Source organism: Novosphingobium percolationis (assembly GCF_020179425.1).
Classification (GTDB): Bacteria; Pseudomonadota; Alphaproteobacteria; order Sphingomonadales; family Sphingomonadaceae; genus Novosphingobium; species Novosphingobium percolationis.
The window spans coordinates 224,788-240,507 of the sequence record NZ_JAILYM010000001.1 but is presented as its reverse complement, the minus strand read 5'-3'; the positions used below and the strand labels follow the sequence as shown (position 1 = coordinate 240,507).

The following is a 15,720-nucleotide window of genomic DNA, read 5'->3' as shown; positions in this document are numbered from 1 at the left end:
TCCGCTTCTCAAGGCTGCAATTGACTTGTCATGACTGCGCTGTCAAGACTGCGCTGTCAGACTAACACGAAGAACAGGGTGAGCGCACCTGCCAGCTCCTTCGGGTCGCATCGAAAAAGGGGCTTGGCCCAAGGGAAACCTTGGCGCACAGGGCGTACGGGAAAGGCTTTCGGGGACATCATGAATACGATTTCGCGCATTCGCGGAAACGGCAACGCCACGATGCAGGATGTTGCGGCCCACGCGGGCGTCTCGCTCAAGAGCGTGTCACGCGTGATCAACCGCGAACCGCACGTTTCCGAAAAGCTGCGCGCCAAGGTGGAGGCGGCAGTCGCCGCACTCGATTACGTGCCCGACATGGCTGCGCGCACCCTGGCCGGATCGCGCTCGTTCATCATCGGCGTGCTGTTCGACAACCCCAGCCCCAACTACACGATGAAGGTACAGACCGGCTGCTATCGCGCCTGCGTGGAACACCAGTACCACCTGCGCATCGACAACATCGACACCTATGGCGGTACCAGCCAGGTGGAACAGCAACTCGCCTCGATCCTGCGCAACGGTCGCTGCGACGGTTTCGTGCTGACCCCGCCGATCACCGACAATGCTCAGGCGCTCGATTTCCTCGAAGCACACGACGTGCCCTATGCGCGGATCGCGCCCGACATCATGCAGGACCGCGCCGCCGGGGTGATGATCGACGATCGCGCCGCCGCCGCCATGGTTGCCGATCACCTGTGGACCAAGGGCCACCGTCGCTTCGGCATCCTCACCGGCCCTGCCGAGCATGGCGCCGCGCACTTGCGCCGCGAAGGCTTCGTCGGGCGCATCGCGGAACTGGGCGGAGAACTGTGCGGCGAAGTTTCGGGCGGGTTCTCGTTCGAAGGCGGCATCGCGGCGGGCGAAGGCCTGTTGCGGCTCGATCCGCGCCCGACGGCGATCTTTGCCTGCAACGACGATTCGGCGGCGGGTGCGATCGTCGCCACATCGCGCGCGGGGCTGACCGTGCCGCAGGACATCTCGATCGTCGGCTTCGACGACAGCTGGGTGGCGAAGTCGGTCTGGCCGTACCTGACCACCGTGTACCAGCCCATCGAGGAAATGGCGCACGATGCGGCGACGATGCTGATCGAGGGCACCGCGCGCGACAAGCCGCTGCGCACGCTCGATTTCCATCTGGTCGAACGCGATTCGGTGGCCCCGCCACCCGCCTGACGCAATACCCCGGCCTGCCCGCCGACATGACTTGAACCAAACCGCCCGGCCCCGACCAGATAACGGGAGCATCCGGGCCACAGGAGAGGAACACCATGTCGTCCAGCGACGAAACCCCGCTTGCGCTCAGCCGCCGCGCCACGCTGCAATTGTTCGGCGCGGGTGCTGCCGCCAGCGTGCTGCCCGCAACGCCCGCTCTGGCGCAGGAAAGCGCCGCGGCCATCCCCGCCGCGAGGGGCACCGCGATCTGGCGCGCGAGCACCGCCGGGCAGCCGTGGCGCAGCCGCGCCGTGCCCGCCCTCGCCGCGCCCGATGCCAACCCGTTCGCGCACGATGTCACGCTTGCGCTCGATCGCCCGCGCCAGACCATCGCGGGCTTCGGCGGCGCGTTCAGCGAACTCGGCTGGGACGCGCTCAACGCCCTGCCCGCGTCCCGGCGCGCCGAAGCGCTGGCGCTGCTGTTCGGCGACGAAGGCTGTGCCTTCACCCAGTGCCGCACGCCGGTGGGCGCCAGCGACTTTGCCCGGCACGCGTACAGCTATGACGAGACGCCGGGCGACCTTGCGCTCAGGCACTTTTCGATCGCCAACGACCGCACCAGCCTGATCCCCTACATCAAGGCCGCGCAGGCCGTGCGCCCCGACCTGCGGCTATGGGCCTCGCCATGGTCGCCCCCTGCGTGGATGAAGAAGGGCGGGCACTATGCCGAAGCGCCGTCATGGCCGGGCCAGCCCGCCAATGGCCTGAAACCGGGGCACGAGGGCAAGGAAGGCGTCGATTCGATGAAGCTCGATGACGCGACCCTGGATGCCTATGCGCGCTATTTCCGCCGCTATGTCGAAGCATATGCCGCCGAAGGCATCCGCATCGGCACCGTCATGCCGCAGAACGAATTCAATTCGGCCCAGCCTTATCCCAGTTGCTGCTGGACGCCGCAGGGGCTTGCACGCTTCCTTCCGCTGCTGGGGCGCGAGATGGACGCGGTGGGCGTCAAGGTGTTCCTCGGCACGCTGGAGCGCGGCAACGCCAACCTGATCTCGGCGGTCATGGGCGATCCTGCCGCCGCGCGCGTGGTCCGGGGCCTCGGCGTGCAGTGGGCGGGCAAGGACGCCCTGCCCCAGCTGGCCGAACGCTTCCCCGGGCTGGAGCTATGGGGCAGCGAGCAGGAATGCGGCATCGGCACCAACGACTGGCGCTATGCCCGCTATGGCTGGGCCACGATCAAGCGCTACTTCGAACACGGCGCGACCGCTTGGACCTACTGGAACATGGCGCTGGCCGAGGGCGGCTGGAGCACATGGGGCTGGCCGCAGAACTCGCTGATCGTCGTCGATCCCAAGGCGGGCACCTTCCGCCCGAGCGAGGACTACTGGCTGATCCGCCACCTTGCCCAATACGTGCGTCCCGGCGCGCGGATGATCCCGGCGGAGACCTTCCTCGGCTTCACCGACCAGCTCGCGTTCCGTAACCCGGACGGATCGCTGGTGCTGGTGGCGAGCAACCCGCTCGCACAGCCGCAGACAGTGCGCTTCGTGCTGGGCGAGCGGATGCTGGCGCTGCCGATGGAGGCGGATTCGCTCAACACGGTGGTGCTGCCCACCGATTAGCGCACCGTCACGATAACCCGGCGATAACGGGTGAGCGCAGGCTCGCCGCTGTCGGTCACGGCAAGTATAAGGTGCGCCTCGCCGCTTTTCGGGCAATCGCCGAAGGTCAACCAGCCCGGCGTGCAGGTCGCTTTGGCGGTGACGGTGGGCGTGGCGCTATCTGCGCCTTCCACCCTCAGCGTCGGCGGCCCGGCATACCCGCCCTCGAACCCCGCTTCGGCATAGGGGAACCAGTGGAACGTCAAGGGCTGGCCATCGGGATCGCGGCTGGCCGAGGCATCGAGCCGGATCGGTTCGCCGACCTTCGCCTGGATCCGCAAGGGGGCAAGGCCTGCCTGCCCGTTCACCTCCACCTGCGGGGGATGGTTGGCCTCGGCAGGCGCCTTGATCGTCCAGTCGATGCGCGCGGCGAAATCGTTCTGAAAGGCGGTCCGCCAACGCCAGATCGTCGCCTGATCGCTGGTCACGCCGTCCACGGTGTCGGCGCTGGTCACGCGCGGGAAGCTGTCGCCACCCTGCGTCCAGATCGGCCGCGTCTCGCCATAGGGCTGGCGCAGCAGGTAACGCCCGCCCCAGCCGCCCCAGTTGGGATTCTCGCCGGGCTGCAACCCGTTGGGGATCAGGCTCAAATAGCTGGGCGTGTCGCCCTCCATGATGAACATGAAGCGCGGGTAGTGCGCGCCCAGCGGGCCCTTGCGGATATGCGCGTCGAGCCATTCGTTGGTGACGGTGGTGAAGTCCGCGCCCTGCCCGTTGCGGTAGAAGCGATCGCCCGAAATCCCGGTCCACGTCGCGCGGGCATAGTCGGAACCATCGGGAGTGCTGGGCGATACGATGTAGAACAGCGCCGGGTAATGCGCGCGGATCCACGGCCCGGCATCGTCCTGATCGGAGATCGAGCTGACGCGCAGCTTGCCCACGATCGCGGCGAAGGCCTCGGGGCTTTTCGTCGCCTGCGCATAGCGCAGCGCTTCGGCGAGCGTGTTTGCCCCGCCCCACAGCGCCACCCAGAGCGGGCGTGCATCGGGGCGCTCGGCGGCGGCTACCAGCGCGCGCGCGGCCGACGACGGAGTCTCGACCGGAGCCTTCTCGAACGCGGCGAGGCCGTAGCCCGTCAGCCCCTCGCTGACCCTGCCCGAAAGCGCTTCGGCGGTGGGATAGCCCGTCGCGTGACGCAGCAGGTTGGCCTGCACTTGCGCATAGCCACCGATCACCTCGCGCGCGATGTCGGGGCGTACTTTGTCCTTCTGCCACACCGAGGTCGTCGCGCCGAAGCCCTCGATGTCGATCTCGTTGGCGTAGAGCAGCAGCCGCACCAGCGACATCTGGTCGTCGGGCTCGTTGCCGATATCGGACAGCACGAACAGGCGCGCGCGCTCGGCCGGTGCAGGAGCGGGCATCGGAAAGGGGGCAGCGGCACGCGGCGGATGCGCGCCGGTCAGGCCCACGGCCATGGCCAGCGCCGCGCAACCGCGTCCGACGTAATGCTTCAACCCGCCTCGCCCGCGCATCGTATCCTGCCCCATTGTTCGTTCGCGCGCGGTGGTGGGACGAATTGACCTGCGCTGTCAAGAACACAGGCGCTTGAACAACATTGCCACGACGTTATATTCGAAATATCGAATGCAAGGCAAGACCGCCATCGCGAAAGGACGCATGACCATGGCCCATAACGAGGTTTCCCCCGCCGAACTCAACGCCATGTTGCAACGGGGCGACGTGCAGGTCGTCGATGTGCGCGAGCCCGACGAATTTGCCGCTGGCCACCTGCCGGGCGCGATCAACGTGCCGCTGTCGGGTTTCGACGTGGCACACCTGCCCGATGCCGGCGGGCGCAAGCTGGTGCTCAACTGCCTTGGTGGCAAGCGGTCGGCCATGGCGCTCGATCGCTGCGCGGCGGCGCAGGCGCTGGTCGACACGCACCTCGCCGGGGGCTTCGGCGCCTGGGCGCAGGCCGATCTGCCGGTCGAACGGTAAGACGCGATGAAGCCCACCGACCTTTCCGAGCTGAAGGCCAATGCCGCGATGATGGCGGGCAAGCTCAAGCTGATGAGCCACCCGGAACGCCTCCTGATGCTGTGCCGCATGGACGAAGGCGAAGTGTCCGTAACGGAACTCGTGAACCTGACCGGGCTTTCGCAATCCTCGGCCTCACAGCATCTCGCGCTGCTGCGCGAGGAAGGTGTCGTCGCTACGCGCAGCGAGGCGCAGACGCGGTACTACCGACTGGCCGACCCGATCGTGCGCGGGGTGATCCACACCTTGTGCGATTTGTGCCCCGTGCCGGGGGCGTGAAGGAGACGCGACCGATGCTGCCCGATCCGCTGATCATCACCTGCCCATCGTGCGCCGCGGCGAACCGCGTTCCGCGCGCAAAACTCGGGGCATCGGGGACGTGCGGGCGCTGCAAGCAGCCGCTGTTCGCCGGCCATCCGGTGGTGCTGACCTCGGCCAATTTCGACGCGCACGCCGCGCGCAGCGACCTTCCGCTGCTGGTCGATTTCTGGGCGACGTGGTGCGGGCCGTGCCGCACGATGGCGCCGGCGTTCGCCGCCGCTGCCGGGCAGCTCGAACCACGCCTGCGCCTCGGCAAGCTCGACACAGAAGCCGAGCGCGAGATCGCCGTGCGCTATCGCATCCAATCGATTCCGACCCTTGTGCTGATCCACAAGGGCCGGGAAATCGCGCGCCAGTCGGGCGCAATTCCCGCCAGCGCCATCACAGCCTGGGCACGGCAGGCAATGACGCAAGCGGGCATCGGGTAGATCAGGCCGCCGCTGCCAGCTCGGTTGCCTGCTTGATCGCCCGCTTTGCGTCGAGTTCGGCGGATTCATAGGCGCCGCCGACCAGTTCGGACGAAATGCCCGCCGCCGCCAGTTCGTCGTGCAGAGTTCGCAGCGGGTCCTGTCCGGCGCAGACGATCACGGTGTCGGCCTCGAACAGCACCGGCTCTCCGCCGACCAGGGTATGAAGGCCCGCATCGTCGATCTTCACGTAGTCGGCGCCCGAGACCATCTTCACCCCGCGCCGTTGCAACGTGATACGGTGCGTCCAGCCTGTCGTCCGGCCAAGGCCCTGGCCCACCGGCGTTTCCTTGCGCTGGAGCAGCGTCACTTCGCGCCCGCTGGTGGCGACCTCAGGCGTCACTCCGGTCACGCCGCCGCGCGGGTGGTTCTTGAAGTCGATGCCCCACTCCTTGGCGAAGACATCGACGTCGAGCGCGCTGCTTTTGCCCGCGTGGGTGATCAGTTCGGCCACGTCGAAGCCGATGCCGCCCGCGCCGATGATCGCCACTTTCTGGCCGACCTCGACCTTGCCGGTTATGACGTCGATGTAGCTCACCACGTTGGCGTGGTCGATGCCGGGGATCGGCGGGGTGCGCGGGGCGATACCGGTTGCAACGACCACGTGATCGAACCCGCCCGCCTTGATCGCATCGACACCGACGCGCGTGTTCAGCCGCACATCGACGCCCAGCTTGTCGAGCATCCGGCCATAGTAGCGCAAGGTTTCGTAGAACTCCTCCTTGCCTGGAATGCGCTTGGCATAGTTGAACTGGCCGCCGATCTCGTCGCCTGCATCGAACAACGTCACGGCATGGCCACGCTCGGCGGCGGTTACGGCATAGGCAAGGCCGGCCGGCCCTGCGCCCACCACGGCGACCTTGCGCTGCGCAGGTGCGGGCGCGATCGTCAGCTCGGTCTCGCGGCAGGCGCGCGGGTTCACCAGGCAGGTGGTCAGCCGCCCGGTGAAGGTGTGATCAAGGCACGCCTGGTTGCAGCCGATACAGGTGTTGATCTCGTCCTCGCGGCCTTCGGCGGCCTTGTTGACCAGATCCGGGTCCGCCAGCATCGGGCGGGCCATCGAAACGAGGTCCGCATCCCCCCGCGCCAGCACTTCTTCGGCGACCTGTGGCATGTTGATGCGGTTGCTGGTGATGACCGGGATCGTCAGTTCCTTGCGCAGTCGGCCCGTCACTTGCGCAAAGGCCGCACGCGGCACCATCGTGGCGATGGTGGGAACGAAGCTTTCGTGCCAGCAGAAGTGCGTGGAGATGACGTTCACGCCCTCGGCTTCCAGCGCCTTGGCGAGACTGACAACTTCGTCCCACGCAAGGCCTTCCTGCAGCATGTCCATCGCGGAAATGCGGAAGATCAGGATGAAGTCGTCGCCCACCGCCGCGCGCGTCCGGCGCACGATCTCGACCGGGAAGCGCATCCGGTTGGCCCATTCGCCGCCCCAGCGATCGGTGCGCTGGTTGGTCTTGGAAACGAGGAAGGTCGAGATCAGGTAGCCCGCCGAGCCGATGATCTCGACCCCGTCATAACCCGCTTCCTTGGCCCGCGCGGCGCAGCTTGCGAAAGCTTCGATCTGCTCCTCGATGCCTTCCTCGGTCAGCTCGTTGGGCTGATAGCGCCCGATGCGCGACTTGACCGGCGACGGCGCAACGCAATCGGGCGTGCCCGCCAGCGGGCCGGTGTGCAGCACCTGCATCACGATCTTGACGTCGTTCGCCGCCGCGTGGACCGCATCGGTCACCTGCCGATGCAGCGCCACCTCATCGGCGTTGATCAGCTTGGCCCCCATCCCCGCCGTCGGGTGCGGCCCGATCCCGCCGGTGATGATCATGCCGACGCCGCCCTTGGCGCGCTCCACGAAGTAGGCCGAAAGGCGTTCCGCCGCATTGGGCACGTCCTCAAGGCCCGTGTGCATCGAGCCCATCAGGATGCGGTTCTTGACCGTGGTGTGGCCCACCTTCAGCGGCGAAAAGACGTGCGGATACTTGATGCTCACGGCGAATCCCCTCTCATACTAAACACTGTTTGGCAGTAGACGTAACGAACAGCGTTCACTATGGCAAGCGCATGGCCGTGCTGCTCACCAAAGAACAGGTCGCCGATGTGCGGCAGAAGATCCGGGAAGTGGCCGAACGCCACATCGCGCGCGATGGTCCGCAAGGGGCCTCGATGCGCGCCATTGCCGCCGAGATGGGCTGGACCGCCGCCTCGCTCTATCGCTACTATGCCAGCAAGGCCGCGCTGCTCGATGCCACCCGCGCCGCCGCCTATGAACGTTTTTCCAATTGCATCGAAACTGCCGGGCAAAGCGGTGGCGACATGTGGGAAAAATCGCGTGCGATCGGCGATGCCTATGCCGATTTCGCCTTTCGCGAGCCCGCCGCCTACCAGTTGATCTTCGCCTTCGAACAAGACGAAGCGGACAAGAGCGCCGAACTTCGCGCCGCACAGGCCCGCGCAGGGAACCTGATGACGCGCTACGTCCGCGACATGGTCGAGGCCGGGCTTCTGGAAGGCGATGCCGACCACATCGCCCACGCCTATTGGGCGGTGCTGCACGGGCTCGTCGTCTTGCAGATGGCCGGAAAGCTCGACCCCGCCCTGCCCTTCGATACGCTGCGCCACAGCGCCGCGCGTCTGATCACGCGCGGCGCCCGGCCTTCAGGACATTAGGCCTTCAGGCGCTTAAACCGCGCCCGCCACGCCGATCACCGCGCAAGCGAAGACCAGCAGGCCAAGCCGCGCCCACGAGGCCGCCTCGCCCAGCACCAGCACCGCGATCAGCGCCACCGCCAGCGGCACCACGGCGGCAAGCAGCGGCATGATCAGGCTGAGCGGACCGCCTTCGCGGATCAGCGTGGCGATCGCCCAGAAACTGGGGGCATAGACAGCCACGCATACCGCGCTCCACAGCGGATTGGTCCAGCCATCGGTGCGGCCCAGCAGCAGCGATCCGCCGATCTGCCCCGCTACCGAGACCGCGAACAGCACGATCATGCGAATGGTTATTCCTGCGGCGACTGCTTCCATGAACCTCTCCCCTTTTTCTGGTATGAATGCCAAGGCTAGGGGCCGGTGAACCGCTTGGGGACTGGCGCTTTGATGGGGTGGGCCGGTTGCTGCGACACCAGCCCTTGGCAGCGCGCGCACTTGGCTGCATGGGCGGTGCATGCCGGATCCAGTATCAAGCCCTACCGAAAAGCCGCTGACCGCGCGCCAGGCGGAACGACGGCGCCGCATCCTTAACGCCGCGCAAGCGCTGGTGGCGCGCGACGGCTACGACGCGGTGACCATGCGCGAAATCGCACTTGCGGCGGGCACGGCGGAAAAGACGCTCTACAACATCTTCGGCACCAAGGACCGGCTCGTCGCGCTTGCAGCGCACGATCGCTCCGAAGGCGTGTTCCAGCGCGCCGCAGCCGCCGAGCCAATGTCCGGCTGGCAGAAACTGCGTCGTTTCTGCACCGAAGCGACCCAGGCGACACTCGATGAACCACTGCTGTCGCGCGCCATGGCGGTGCTGCTGCTCGATCATGCCGAGCTGGTCGGCCTGCATGCCCTGTACGTCGACCACGTCGGCGCCAGCCTGCGCGATATGGTCGGCGAAGGTTATCTTGTGGCCCAAGCTCCGGTCGATGCACTCGTTCGCGCGATTCGCCTCGGCATCGTGTCGAGCGTGCTGTTCTGGTCGAAGGGCGAGGTTGCCGATGCCGAGTTCGAAAGCTGGCTTGTGCGCCAATGTGCGCAACCGCTTTTGCCATGGGCGACGCCTGCTGGAACACGTCAGTTGCTGGCGGAATTCCATGCTGGGCCGGCTGCCTGATCGTTGCCTGGATATCGCTTCAGGCCCCCTGTGATTTTATACAGCTCACTGTAGTTTTCTTTGACGATTGCGGCTGGGAGTGATTGAACGTCTTCCGAACTGCGGTGACGATCTCCTCCCTGTACCCCGGCACCTTTGTGTGCCGGGGTATCTTTTTAGCCGTATTGCAAAGGATGACCCCGAAATGACGATCCTTCAGGGCCAGGTTGCCCTCGTCACCGGCGCTGCTTCGGCCGCCGGTCTCGGCTTTGCTACCGCCCGCAAGCTCGCCCAGCTGGGCGCGACGGTATGGCTGACCGATCTTGCCGAAGCTGCAGTAACGGACCGCGCTGCCGAATTGAACACGGCCGGACTGAACGCGCACGCGCTCGGCCATGACGTGACCAGCGCCGAGGCGTGGGCCTCGGTTCTCGCCACGATCGAACAGGAAACCGGCGCGCCCGATATTCTCGTCAACAATGCCGGCATTGCCGTGCTGCACGCAACGCCCGATCTCGATCCGATCTCGTGGCAGCGCCAGATCGACGTCAACCTCACCAGCGTCTACCTTGGCTGCCGCGCCGCGCTTCCGGCGATGCGCGCCAAGGGCACGGGCTCGATCGTCAACCTGTCGTCGGTCGCGGGCCTCGTCGGCATTCCCGGTGCGTCGGCCTATGCCGCCAGCAAGGGCGGCGTGCGGCTGTATACCAAGGCGCTGGCGCTCGAAGTCGCGCGCGAGGGCATTCGCGTCAACTCGGTCCATCCCGGCGTGATCTGGACCGACATGCAGCAGGTCGCGATCAAGGATAACCCCGACCAGTACGACGCCATCAACGCCTCGATCCCGATGGGCCGCATGGGCGAGCCGGACGACATCGCCGAGATGATCGCCTTCCTCGCCTCGCCTGCGTCCAAGTACGTGACCGGCGGCGAATTCGTCGTCGATGGCGGCCTTACGGCCCAGTAGGCCGAACCCGGGTGACGTGAATGGTCAGTCGACCGGCCCGGCATAGGGCACGGTCGGCTGCCCGCGCACACCGCAGTCCACCTCGAATAACGCGCCGTCGAAAGCCCCGGCGTCGTCCAGCCCGACCGAGGCCGAGGTAACGAACATCCGGTCGTGCGCTTGGCCGCAGAAGGCGATGTTGGTGATCCGCCGCGCGGGCAGCGCGATCGAACGTTCCCGCGTGCCATCGGGCGCAAAGCGGCTGATCCGCCCGCCGTCCCAGTGCGCCACCCACAGGAAGCCCTCGGTATCGACGTTCATCCCGTCGGGATAGCCATCCTCTTCGCCGAAAGTCGCGAACACGCCGTCCTTGCGCGCGTGGCCATCGTCCAGCGCGAAGCGGTAGATCGTCCGTCGGCCGCTGTCGGCATGGTAGAGCCAGCGCCCGCAGGGCGAGAACGCCGGGCCATTGGGCACCAGATAACCTATATCGACCGCCGCCAGTTCGCCGGTCGGGCTGATGCGGTAAAGCGAGCCGCTGGCCTGCGCCTCGCCCATGTCCATCGTGCCGCACCAGATCGCGCCGGTCGCGTCGGTCTTGCCATCGTTCATGCGGTTGCCCGGCAGGTGCGCCTCGACCGCCTTGCGCGGGCCGACCGCCAGCGGATCGAGCCCGATGCGCGCGATGCCCGAGCGGAACCCGCCGACCAGCCCGCCCGCAGCATGGCTCACCACCCAACCCAGCGGCTCGGGCATGGCCCAGCGCGTCACCGCGCCGGTTTCCAGCACCAGCCGGTTGAGTGCGGGCGCGAGGATGTCCACCCAATAGAACGCACCGTCGCGCGGGCACCACAGCGCGCCCTCGCCCAGCGTGTCGCGCTGGCCGCCACGCTCGATCACCTGCCATGCCGACATCAGTGGTTGTCCCGCGGCAGGCCCATGGTCTGGGCGATGCGCTGGTACTTCTCCGCGCCCTCCAGGATCGCCCCGGTGTCGAGCTGGCCGACGATGCTGCGCTGGATTTCCTGCCAGGGCGTCTGCGAGGCGGGATAGGGGTAGCCCCCCGCCGCTTCGAGCGCGGCCCGGCGCTCGGCCAGTTCCGCGTCCGAGATCAGCACGTCGACGCGCCCCTTCTTGAGATCGAGCCGCACCCGGTCCCCGGTCTTGAGCAGCGCCAGACCGCCCATCGCCGCCGCTTCGGGGCTGGCGTTGAGGATCGAGGGACTTCCGCTGGTGCCCGACTGGCGCCCGTCGCCGATGCACGGCAGCGCGCCGACGCCTTCGGTGATGAGGTAGGCGGGCGGCCGCATATTGACGACTTCCGCCGCGCCCGGGTAGCCGATCGGCCCCGCGCCGCGCATGAACATCAGCGTCTGCGCGGTGATGCCCAGCGCCGGATCATCGATGCGGTGGTGGTAGTCCTCCGGCCCGTCGAACACCACGGCCGGGCCTTCGAACGCATCCGGATCGTCGGGGTTCGACAGGTAGCGTGCACGGAACTCCTCCGATATCACGCTGGTCTTCATGATAGCAGCGTCGAACAGGTTGCCCGTCAGCACGAGGAAACCCGCCTCCTCGCGCAGCGGCTGCGCGAACGGGCGGATCACCTTCTCGTCCTCGATCGTCGCATCGCGGCAGTTCTCGCCTATCGTGCGCCCGTTCACGGTCATCGCGTCCTCGGCGATCAGTCCCTGCCCGATCAGCTGCGCGACCACGGCGGGAACGCCGCCTGCACGATAGTAGTCCTCGCCCAGATACTCGCCCGCCGGTTGCAGGTTGACCAGCAGCGGCACCTTGTGGCCCTTGTCCTGCCAGTCGGTCAGCGGCAGCTCCACGCCAACGTGACGCGCGATCGCGGCGAGGTGAATCGGCGCGTTGGTCGACCCGCCGATGGCGGAATTGACGACGATGGCGTTGTGGAAGGCTTCCAGCGTCAGGATGTCCGACGGCTTCAGGTCCTCGCGCACCATGTCCACGATGCGCTTGCCGGTGTGATAGGCGCATTCCTGCCGATCACGATACGGCGCGGGGATCGCGGCGGAACCCGGCAGCATCATGCCCAGCGCCTCGGCCAGCGAATTCATCGTCGTCGCCGTGCCCATCGTGTTGCAATAGCCGGTCGAGGGCGCGGAACTGGCGACGAGCTTGATGAAGCCATCGGCGTCCAGCTCGCCCTTGGCCATCATTTCGCGCCCCTTCCAGACGATCGTGCCCGATCCGGTGCGCTCGCCCTTGTGCCAGCCGTTGAGCATCGGTCCCACCGACAGCGCGATTGCCGGAATGTTCACGGTCGCCGCCGCCATCAGCAGCGCGGGCGTGGTCTTGTCGCAGCCCGTGGTCAGCACCACGCCATCGAGCGGATAGCCGTAGAGCGCCTCTACCAGCCCCAGATAAGCAAGGTTGCGGTCCAGCCCCGCGGTCGGCCGCTTGCCCGTTTCCTGGATCGGGTGGACCGGGAATTCCAGCGCGATGCCGCCTGCCTCACGGATGCCTTCGCGAATGCGTTCGGCCAGCACGATATGGTGGCGGTTGCACGGCGACAGGTCGCTGCCCGTCTGCGCGATGCCGATGATCGGCCTGCCCGACCGCAGCTCCTCGAGGCTGATCCCGAAGTTGAGATAGCGTTCGAGGTACAGCGAGGTCATGTCGATGTTGGCGGGATTGTCGAACCACGCGCGGCTGCGAAGCTTCATTTCAGGCGTCTTGGTCATGGGTATGCTTTCAGGCAGCCGTCAGCGCGCGACGCTGAGGCGATAGATCATGGTGTGGCGATAGGGCTTGCCCGGATCGACGCGGGCGGAAACGAACGAAGGCTGATTCGGCGCGTTCGGGAACTTCTGCGGCTCGAGCGCGATACCGTCGCCCATACGGTAGAGGTGCCCTTGTTTGCCGACGAGCGTGCCGTCGAGGAAATTGCCGGAGTAGAACTGGACGCCGGGCTCGGTCGTCAGCACTTCCAGCACGCGGCCCGAAGCGGCATCCTCCAGCCGCGCGGCCAGCTCGGGCTTCGCCGTCACGCCCTTGTCGAGCGCGAAGTTGTGATCATAGCCGCGCCCGAACACGATCTGCGGATCGCGCCCATCGCGCAAGGCCTCGGCCACGCGCCGGGGCGCGCGGAAATCAAACACCGTGCCCTCGACCTTGCGCAGCTCTCCCGTGGGAATGAGCTTGTCGTCGACCGGGGTGTAAGCCGAGGCCGGAATGGTCAGCACCTGCCCCATCGCGCCGCGCGGCGAGCCTTCGCCCGCCAGGTCGAAGATCGCGTGGTTGGTCAGGTTGACCACGGTGGGCTTGTCGGTCTTTGCCTCGAACGCGATCGTCAGGTTGCCCGCTTCGTCGAGCGAATAGGTCACCGTCGTCGCCAGCGTGCCGGGATAGCCCGAATCGCCATCGGGGCTGACGTGCGACAGCACCACGCTCGCGACGGCTCCGGACTTGACCGAAACGACCTGCCACACCTGCTTGTCGAAGCCCTTGCCCCCGCCGTGCAGGCTGTTGGTCTTGTCGTTGAGCGGCAGCTGGTAGGCCTTGCCATCGAGCGTGAACGCGCCGCCCGCGATGCGGTTGGCATAACGGCCCACGGTAACGCCGAAATAGTTGGGGTGATCGACGTAGCCGGCCAGGTCGTCATACCCCAGCACCACGTCGGCCAGCGTGCCGTCGCGCCCCGGCGCGACCAGCGATTGCAGCGTCGCGCCATACGTCAGGATACGGGCCGAAACGCCGTTGGCGGCCTTGAGCGTGATCGCCGCGACCGCCGTACCATCGGCCAGCTTGCCCGCCGATTCCTGCGTGGCGTCGGCAGCATTGGCCACGGGCACCCCCAGTGCGCTCGCGCCCAGCGCGGCGGCCAGAATCGTGGACGACTTGCGACGAACCCTCATTCCCTTGTCCTTTCGTCTCGCGGCAGGCGCAGCGCGGCCATTGACGTAATGCATCGACACATATAGTCCGACAAATGGAAGGAGCGCAAGCCGGTATGCCATCAGGCCCCGACAGCGCTTTCTGGAGCGAGAGGACATTCACCCAATGCCGCCAGTGGTATCTTCGGGCGCCAGCGCCGCCCCCCATGACAGTTCCGTGCGCTACGGCCCCGCGCTGACGCTGCTGGCCAGCCTGTTCTTCATGTGGGGCTTCATCACGGTCATCAACAACACGCTGCTGCCGCACCTGCGCGCCGTGTTCGACCTGAACTACACCCAGACCACGCTGATCGAGAGCGTGTGGTTCATCGCCTATTTCGTGGCCTCGATCCCGGCGGCCAAGCTGATCGAAAAGATCGGCTACCAGAAGTCGCTCGTCACCGGCCTGCTGATCATGGCGGCGGGCGCGCTGGGCATGATGCTCGCCGCCTCGATCCCGTCCTATGGCGTCACGCTCGCCATGCTGTTCGTGATCGCCAGCGGCATCACGCTGCTGCAGGTCGCAGCCAACCCGTACGTCGCGGTCGTCGGCAAGCCCGAGACTGCCTCCTCGCGCCTCAATCTGGTGCAGGCGATGAACTCGGCGGGCACCATGCTCGCGCCGATGTTCGGCGCCTATCTGATCCTCGGCCGGTCGAAGAGCGGCACCGCCGCCGCAGGCACCGTGCTGACGCAGGCCGAGCGCATCGCCGACGCGCAGTCGGTGATCCTGCCCTACGCGCTTGTCGCGGTGGTGCTGGTCGTGCTCGCCGTGGTGATCGCCCGTTTCCCGCTACCCGCCATGGGTGGTGCCACCCAGCGCCTCGCCGCAGAGGAGCGCAAGAAGCATTCGCTCTGGCAGCACCGCAACCTCGTGTTCGGCGTGCCAGCGATCTTCATCTACCTGATCGCGGAAATCGGCGTCGCCAACCTCTTCGTCAATTTCGTCAGCCAGCCGCATATCGCCAACCTGACGCACGAACAGGCGGGCAAGTACCTTTCGTTCCTGTGGGGCGGGATGATGGTCGGCCGCTTCGCCGGGTCCGCGATCATGCAGAAGATCGACGCCGCACTCGTGCTCGCCGCGTTCTCGGTCGGCGCCTTCGTGGTCATGCTCGTCACCGTGTTCACCACCGGCCCGGTCGCGATGTGGTCGCTAATCCTCGTCGGCCTGTTCCACTCGATCATGTTCCCGACGATCTTCACGCTCGGCATCAAGGGCCTCGGCCCGCTGACCGAGGAAGGCTCGGGCCTGCTGATCATGGCCATCGCGGGCGGCGCGCTCGTGGTGGTGCAAGGCTGGCTGGCCGACAGCTATGGCCTGCAGACTTCGTTCCTGCTGACGGCGGCCTGCGAACTCTACGTCCTGTTCTACGCCCTGTGGGGTTCGCGTCCCACCCACGCTCTGCCCGACGTGCAAGTGGACGGCTGATCCCGCTCAGGCGAAAGA

15 protein-coding genes are annotated in these 15,720 nt (G+C 66.7%); 9 read left to right on the top strand and 6 right to left on the bottom strand.

Annotation, left to right across the window (positions count from 1 at the left end; genetic code table 11):
- The first annotated feature begins 180 nt into the window (after positions 1-180).
- Together K3A84_RS00985 and K3A84_RS00980 are read left to right on the top strand one after the other, a co-directional pair.
- A complete protein-coding gene (locus tag K3A84_RS00985; RefSeq protein WP_225007196.1) occupies positions 181-1,215 on the top strand; it encodes a LacI family DNA-binding transcriptional regulator in 1,035 nt (344 codons plus the stop codon).
- Between the two features lie 95 nt (positions 1,216-1,310).
- Complete coding sequence (locus K3A84_RS00980) at positions 1,311-2,822, top strand: hypothetical protein (protein WP_225007195.1); 1,512 nt, start codon at positions 1,311-1,313, stop codon at positions 2,820-2,822.
- Here the strand turns inward: K3A84_RS00980 and K3A84_RS00975 are convergent.
- On the bottom strand, positions 2,819-4,333 hold the full coding sequence (locus K3A84_RS00975; RefSeq protein ID WP_225007194.1) for a DUF1593 domain-containing protein: 1,515 nt from the start codon (positions 4,331-4,333) through the stop codon (positions 2,819-2,821). The two genes, K3A84_RS00980 and K3A84_RS00975, sit on opposite strands and share 4 nt — an antisense overlap.
- Before the next feature lie 145 nt (positions 4,334-4,478).
- Here K3A84_RS00975 and K3A84_RS00970 point away from each other — a divergent pair, with 145 nt between their 5' ends.
- Genes K3A84_RS00970 through trxC form a run of 3 tightly spaced genes read left to right on the top strand, consistent with a single transcriptional unit; the run spans position 4,479 to position 5,587 of the window.
- Complete coding sequence (locus K3A84_RS00970) at positions 4,479-4,799, top strand: rhodanese-like domain-containing protein (RefSeq protein ID WP_225007193.1); 321 nt, start codon at positions 4,479-4,481, stop codon at positions 4,797-4,799.
- Positions 4,800-4,805: 6 nt separating this feature from the next.
- Entirely contained in the window at positions 4,806-5,117 is a 312-nt protein-coding gene (locus tag K3A84_RS00965; RefSeq protein ID WP_225007192.1) for an ArsR/SmtB family transcription factor, read from the top strand.
- A gap of 14 nt (positions 5,118-5,131) precedes the next feature.
- Positions 5,132-5,587, top strand: a complete 456-nt coding sequence (trxC, locus tag K3A84_RS00960) for a thioredoxin TrxC (RefSeq protein WP_318248273.1) — start codon at positions 5,132-5,134, stop codon at positions 5,585-5,587.
- 1 nt (position 5,588) lies between these two features.
- Here trxC and K3A84_RS00955 read toward each other — a convergent pair whose 3' ends face one another.
- On the bottom strand, positions 5,589-7,616 hold the full coding sequence (locus tag K3A84_RS00955; protein WP_318248272.1) for an NADPH-dependent 2,4-dienoyl-CoA reductase: 2,028 nt from the start codon (positions 7,614-7,616) through the stop codon (positions 5,589-5,591).
- Positions 7,617-7,645: 29 nt separating this feature from the next.
- On the opposite strand from K3A84_RS00955, the gene K3A84_RS00950 reads away from it, so the two are divergent.
- Positions 7,646-8,293 carry a TetR/AcrR family transcriptional regulator gene (locus K3A84_RS00950; protein ID WP_225007191.1) on the top strand — a complete coding sequence of 216 codons (648 nt, stop codon included), beginning with the start codon at positions 7,646-7,648 and terminating at the stop codon, positions 8,291-8,293.
- Positions 8,294-8,305: 12 nt separating this feature from the next.
- Here K3A84_RS00950 and K3A84_RS00945 read toward each other — a convergent pair whose 3' ends face one another.
- Positions 8,306-8,650 (bottom strand): hypothetical protein, encoded by a 345-nt coding sequence (locus K3A84_RS00945; protein ID WP_225007190.1) that lies wholly within the window; start codon positions 8,648-8,650, stop codon positions 8,306-8,308.
- A 139-nt stretch (positions 8,651-8,789) separates the two neighbouring features.
- Here K3A84_RS00945 and K3A84_RS00940 point away from each other — a divergent pair, with 139 nt between their 5' ends.
- Together K3A84_RS00940 and K3A84_RS00935 are read left to right on the top strand one after the other, a co-directional pair.
- A complete protein-coding gene (locus K3A84_RS00940; RefSeq protein ID WP_225007189.1) occupies positions 8,790-9,443 on the top strand; it encodes a TetR/AcrR family transcriptional regulator in 654 nt (217 codons plus the stop codon).
- 184 nt (positions 9,444-9,627) lie between these two features.
- Positions 9,628-10,389 carry an SDR family NAD(P)-dependent oxidoreductase gene (locus K3A84_RS00935; protein WP_225007188.1) on the top strand — a complete coding sequence of 254 codons (762 nt, stop codon included), beginning with the start codon at positions 9,628-9,630 and terminating at the stop codon, positions 10,387-10,389.
- 24 nt (positions 10,390-10,413) lie between these two features.
- Here the strand turns inward: K3A84_RS00935 and K3A84_RS00930 are convergent, their stop codons facing one another.
- Genes K3A84_RS00930 through K3A84_RS00920 form a run of 3 tightly spaced genes read right to left on the bottom strand, consistent with a single transcriptional unit; the run spans position 10,414 to position 14,252 of the window.
- Positions 10,414-11,283 (bottom strand): SMP-30/gluconolactonase/LRE family protein, encoded by an 870-nt coding sequence (locus tag K3A84_RS00930; RefSeq protein WP_225007187.1) that lies wholly within the window; start codon positions 11,281-11,283, stop codon positions 10,414-10,416.
- Complete coding sequence (locus K3A84_RS00925) at positions 11,283-13,079, bottom strand: IlvD/Edd family dehydratase (RefSeq protein ID WP_225007186.1); 1,797 nt, start codon at positions 13,077-13,079, stop codon at positions 11,283-11,285. The genes K3A84_RS00930 and K3A84_RS00925 overlap by 1 nt, the downstream gene beginning before the upstream one ends.
- Positions 13,080-13,100: 21 nt before the next feature.
- On the bottom strand, positions 13,101-14,252 hold the full coding sequence (locus K3A84_RS00920; RefSeq protein ID WP_225007185.1) for an aldose epimerase family protein: 1,152 nt from the start codon (positions 14,250-14,252) through the stop codon (positions 13,101-13,103).
- 145 nt (positions 14,253-14,397) lie between these two features.
- On the opposite strand from K3A84_RS00920, the gene K3A84_RS00915 reads away from it, so the two are divergent.
- Entirely contained in the window at positions 14,398-15,702 is a 1,305-nt protein-coding gene (locus K3A84_RS00915) for a sugar MFS transporter (RefSeq protein WP_225007184.1), read from the top strand.
- The last annotated feature ends 18 nt before the right edge of the window (positions 15,703-15,720 follow it).

Coding starts and splice junctions, on each gene's coding strand:
- K3A84_RS00945 (WP_225007190.1), bottom strand. CDS start 8,650: ATGGAAGCAGTCGCCGCAGGAATAACCATTCGCATGATCGTGCTGTTC.
- K3A84_RS00975 (WP_225007194.1), bottom strand. CDS start 4,333: ATGCGCGGGCGAGGCGGGTTGAAGCATTACGTCGGACGCGGTTGCGCG.
- trxC (WP_318248273.1), top strand. CDS start 5,132: ATGCTGCCCGATCCGCTGATCATCACCTGCCCATCGTGCGCCGCGGCG.
- K3A84_RS00935 (WP_225007188.1), top strand. CDS start 9,628: ATGACGATCCTTCAGGGCCAGGTTGCCCTCGTCACCGGCGCTGCTTCG.
- K3A84_RS00985 (WP_225007196.1), top strand. CDS start 181: ATGAATACGATTTCGCGCATTCGCGGAAACGGCAACGCCACGATGCAG.
- K3A84_RS00965 (WP_225007192.1), top strand. CDS start 4,806: ATGAAGCCCACCGACCTTTCCGAGCTGAAGGCCAATGCCGCGATGATG.
- K3A84_RS00920 (WP_225007185.1), bottom strand. CDS start 14,252: ATGAGGGTTCGTCGCAAGTCGTCCACGATTCTGGCCGCCGCGCTGGGC.
- K3A84_RS00970 (WP_225007193.1), top strand. CDS start 4,479: ATGACCATGGCCCATAACGAGGTTTCCCCCGCCGAACTCAACGCCATG.
- K3A84_RS00930 (WP_225007187.1), bottom strand. CDS start 11,283: ATGTCGGCATGGCAGGTGATCGAGCGTGGCGGCCAGCGCGACACGCTG.
- K3A84_RS00915 (WP_225007184.1), top strand. CDS start 14,398: ATGCCGCCAGTGGTATCTTCGGGCGCCAGCGCCGCCCCCCATGACAGT.
- K3A84_RS00940 (WP_225007189.1), top strand. CDS start 8,790: ATGCCGGATCCAGTATCAAGCCCTACCGAAAAGCCGCTGACCGCGCGC.
- K3A84_RS00980 (WP_225007195.1), top strand. CDS start 1,311: ATGTCGTCCAGCGACGAAACCCCGCTTGCGCTCAGCCGCCGCGCCACG.
- K3A84_RS00925 (WP_225007186.1), bottom strand. CDS start 13,079: ATGACCAAGACGCCTGAAATGAAGCTTCGCAGCCGCGCGTGGTTCGAC.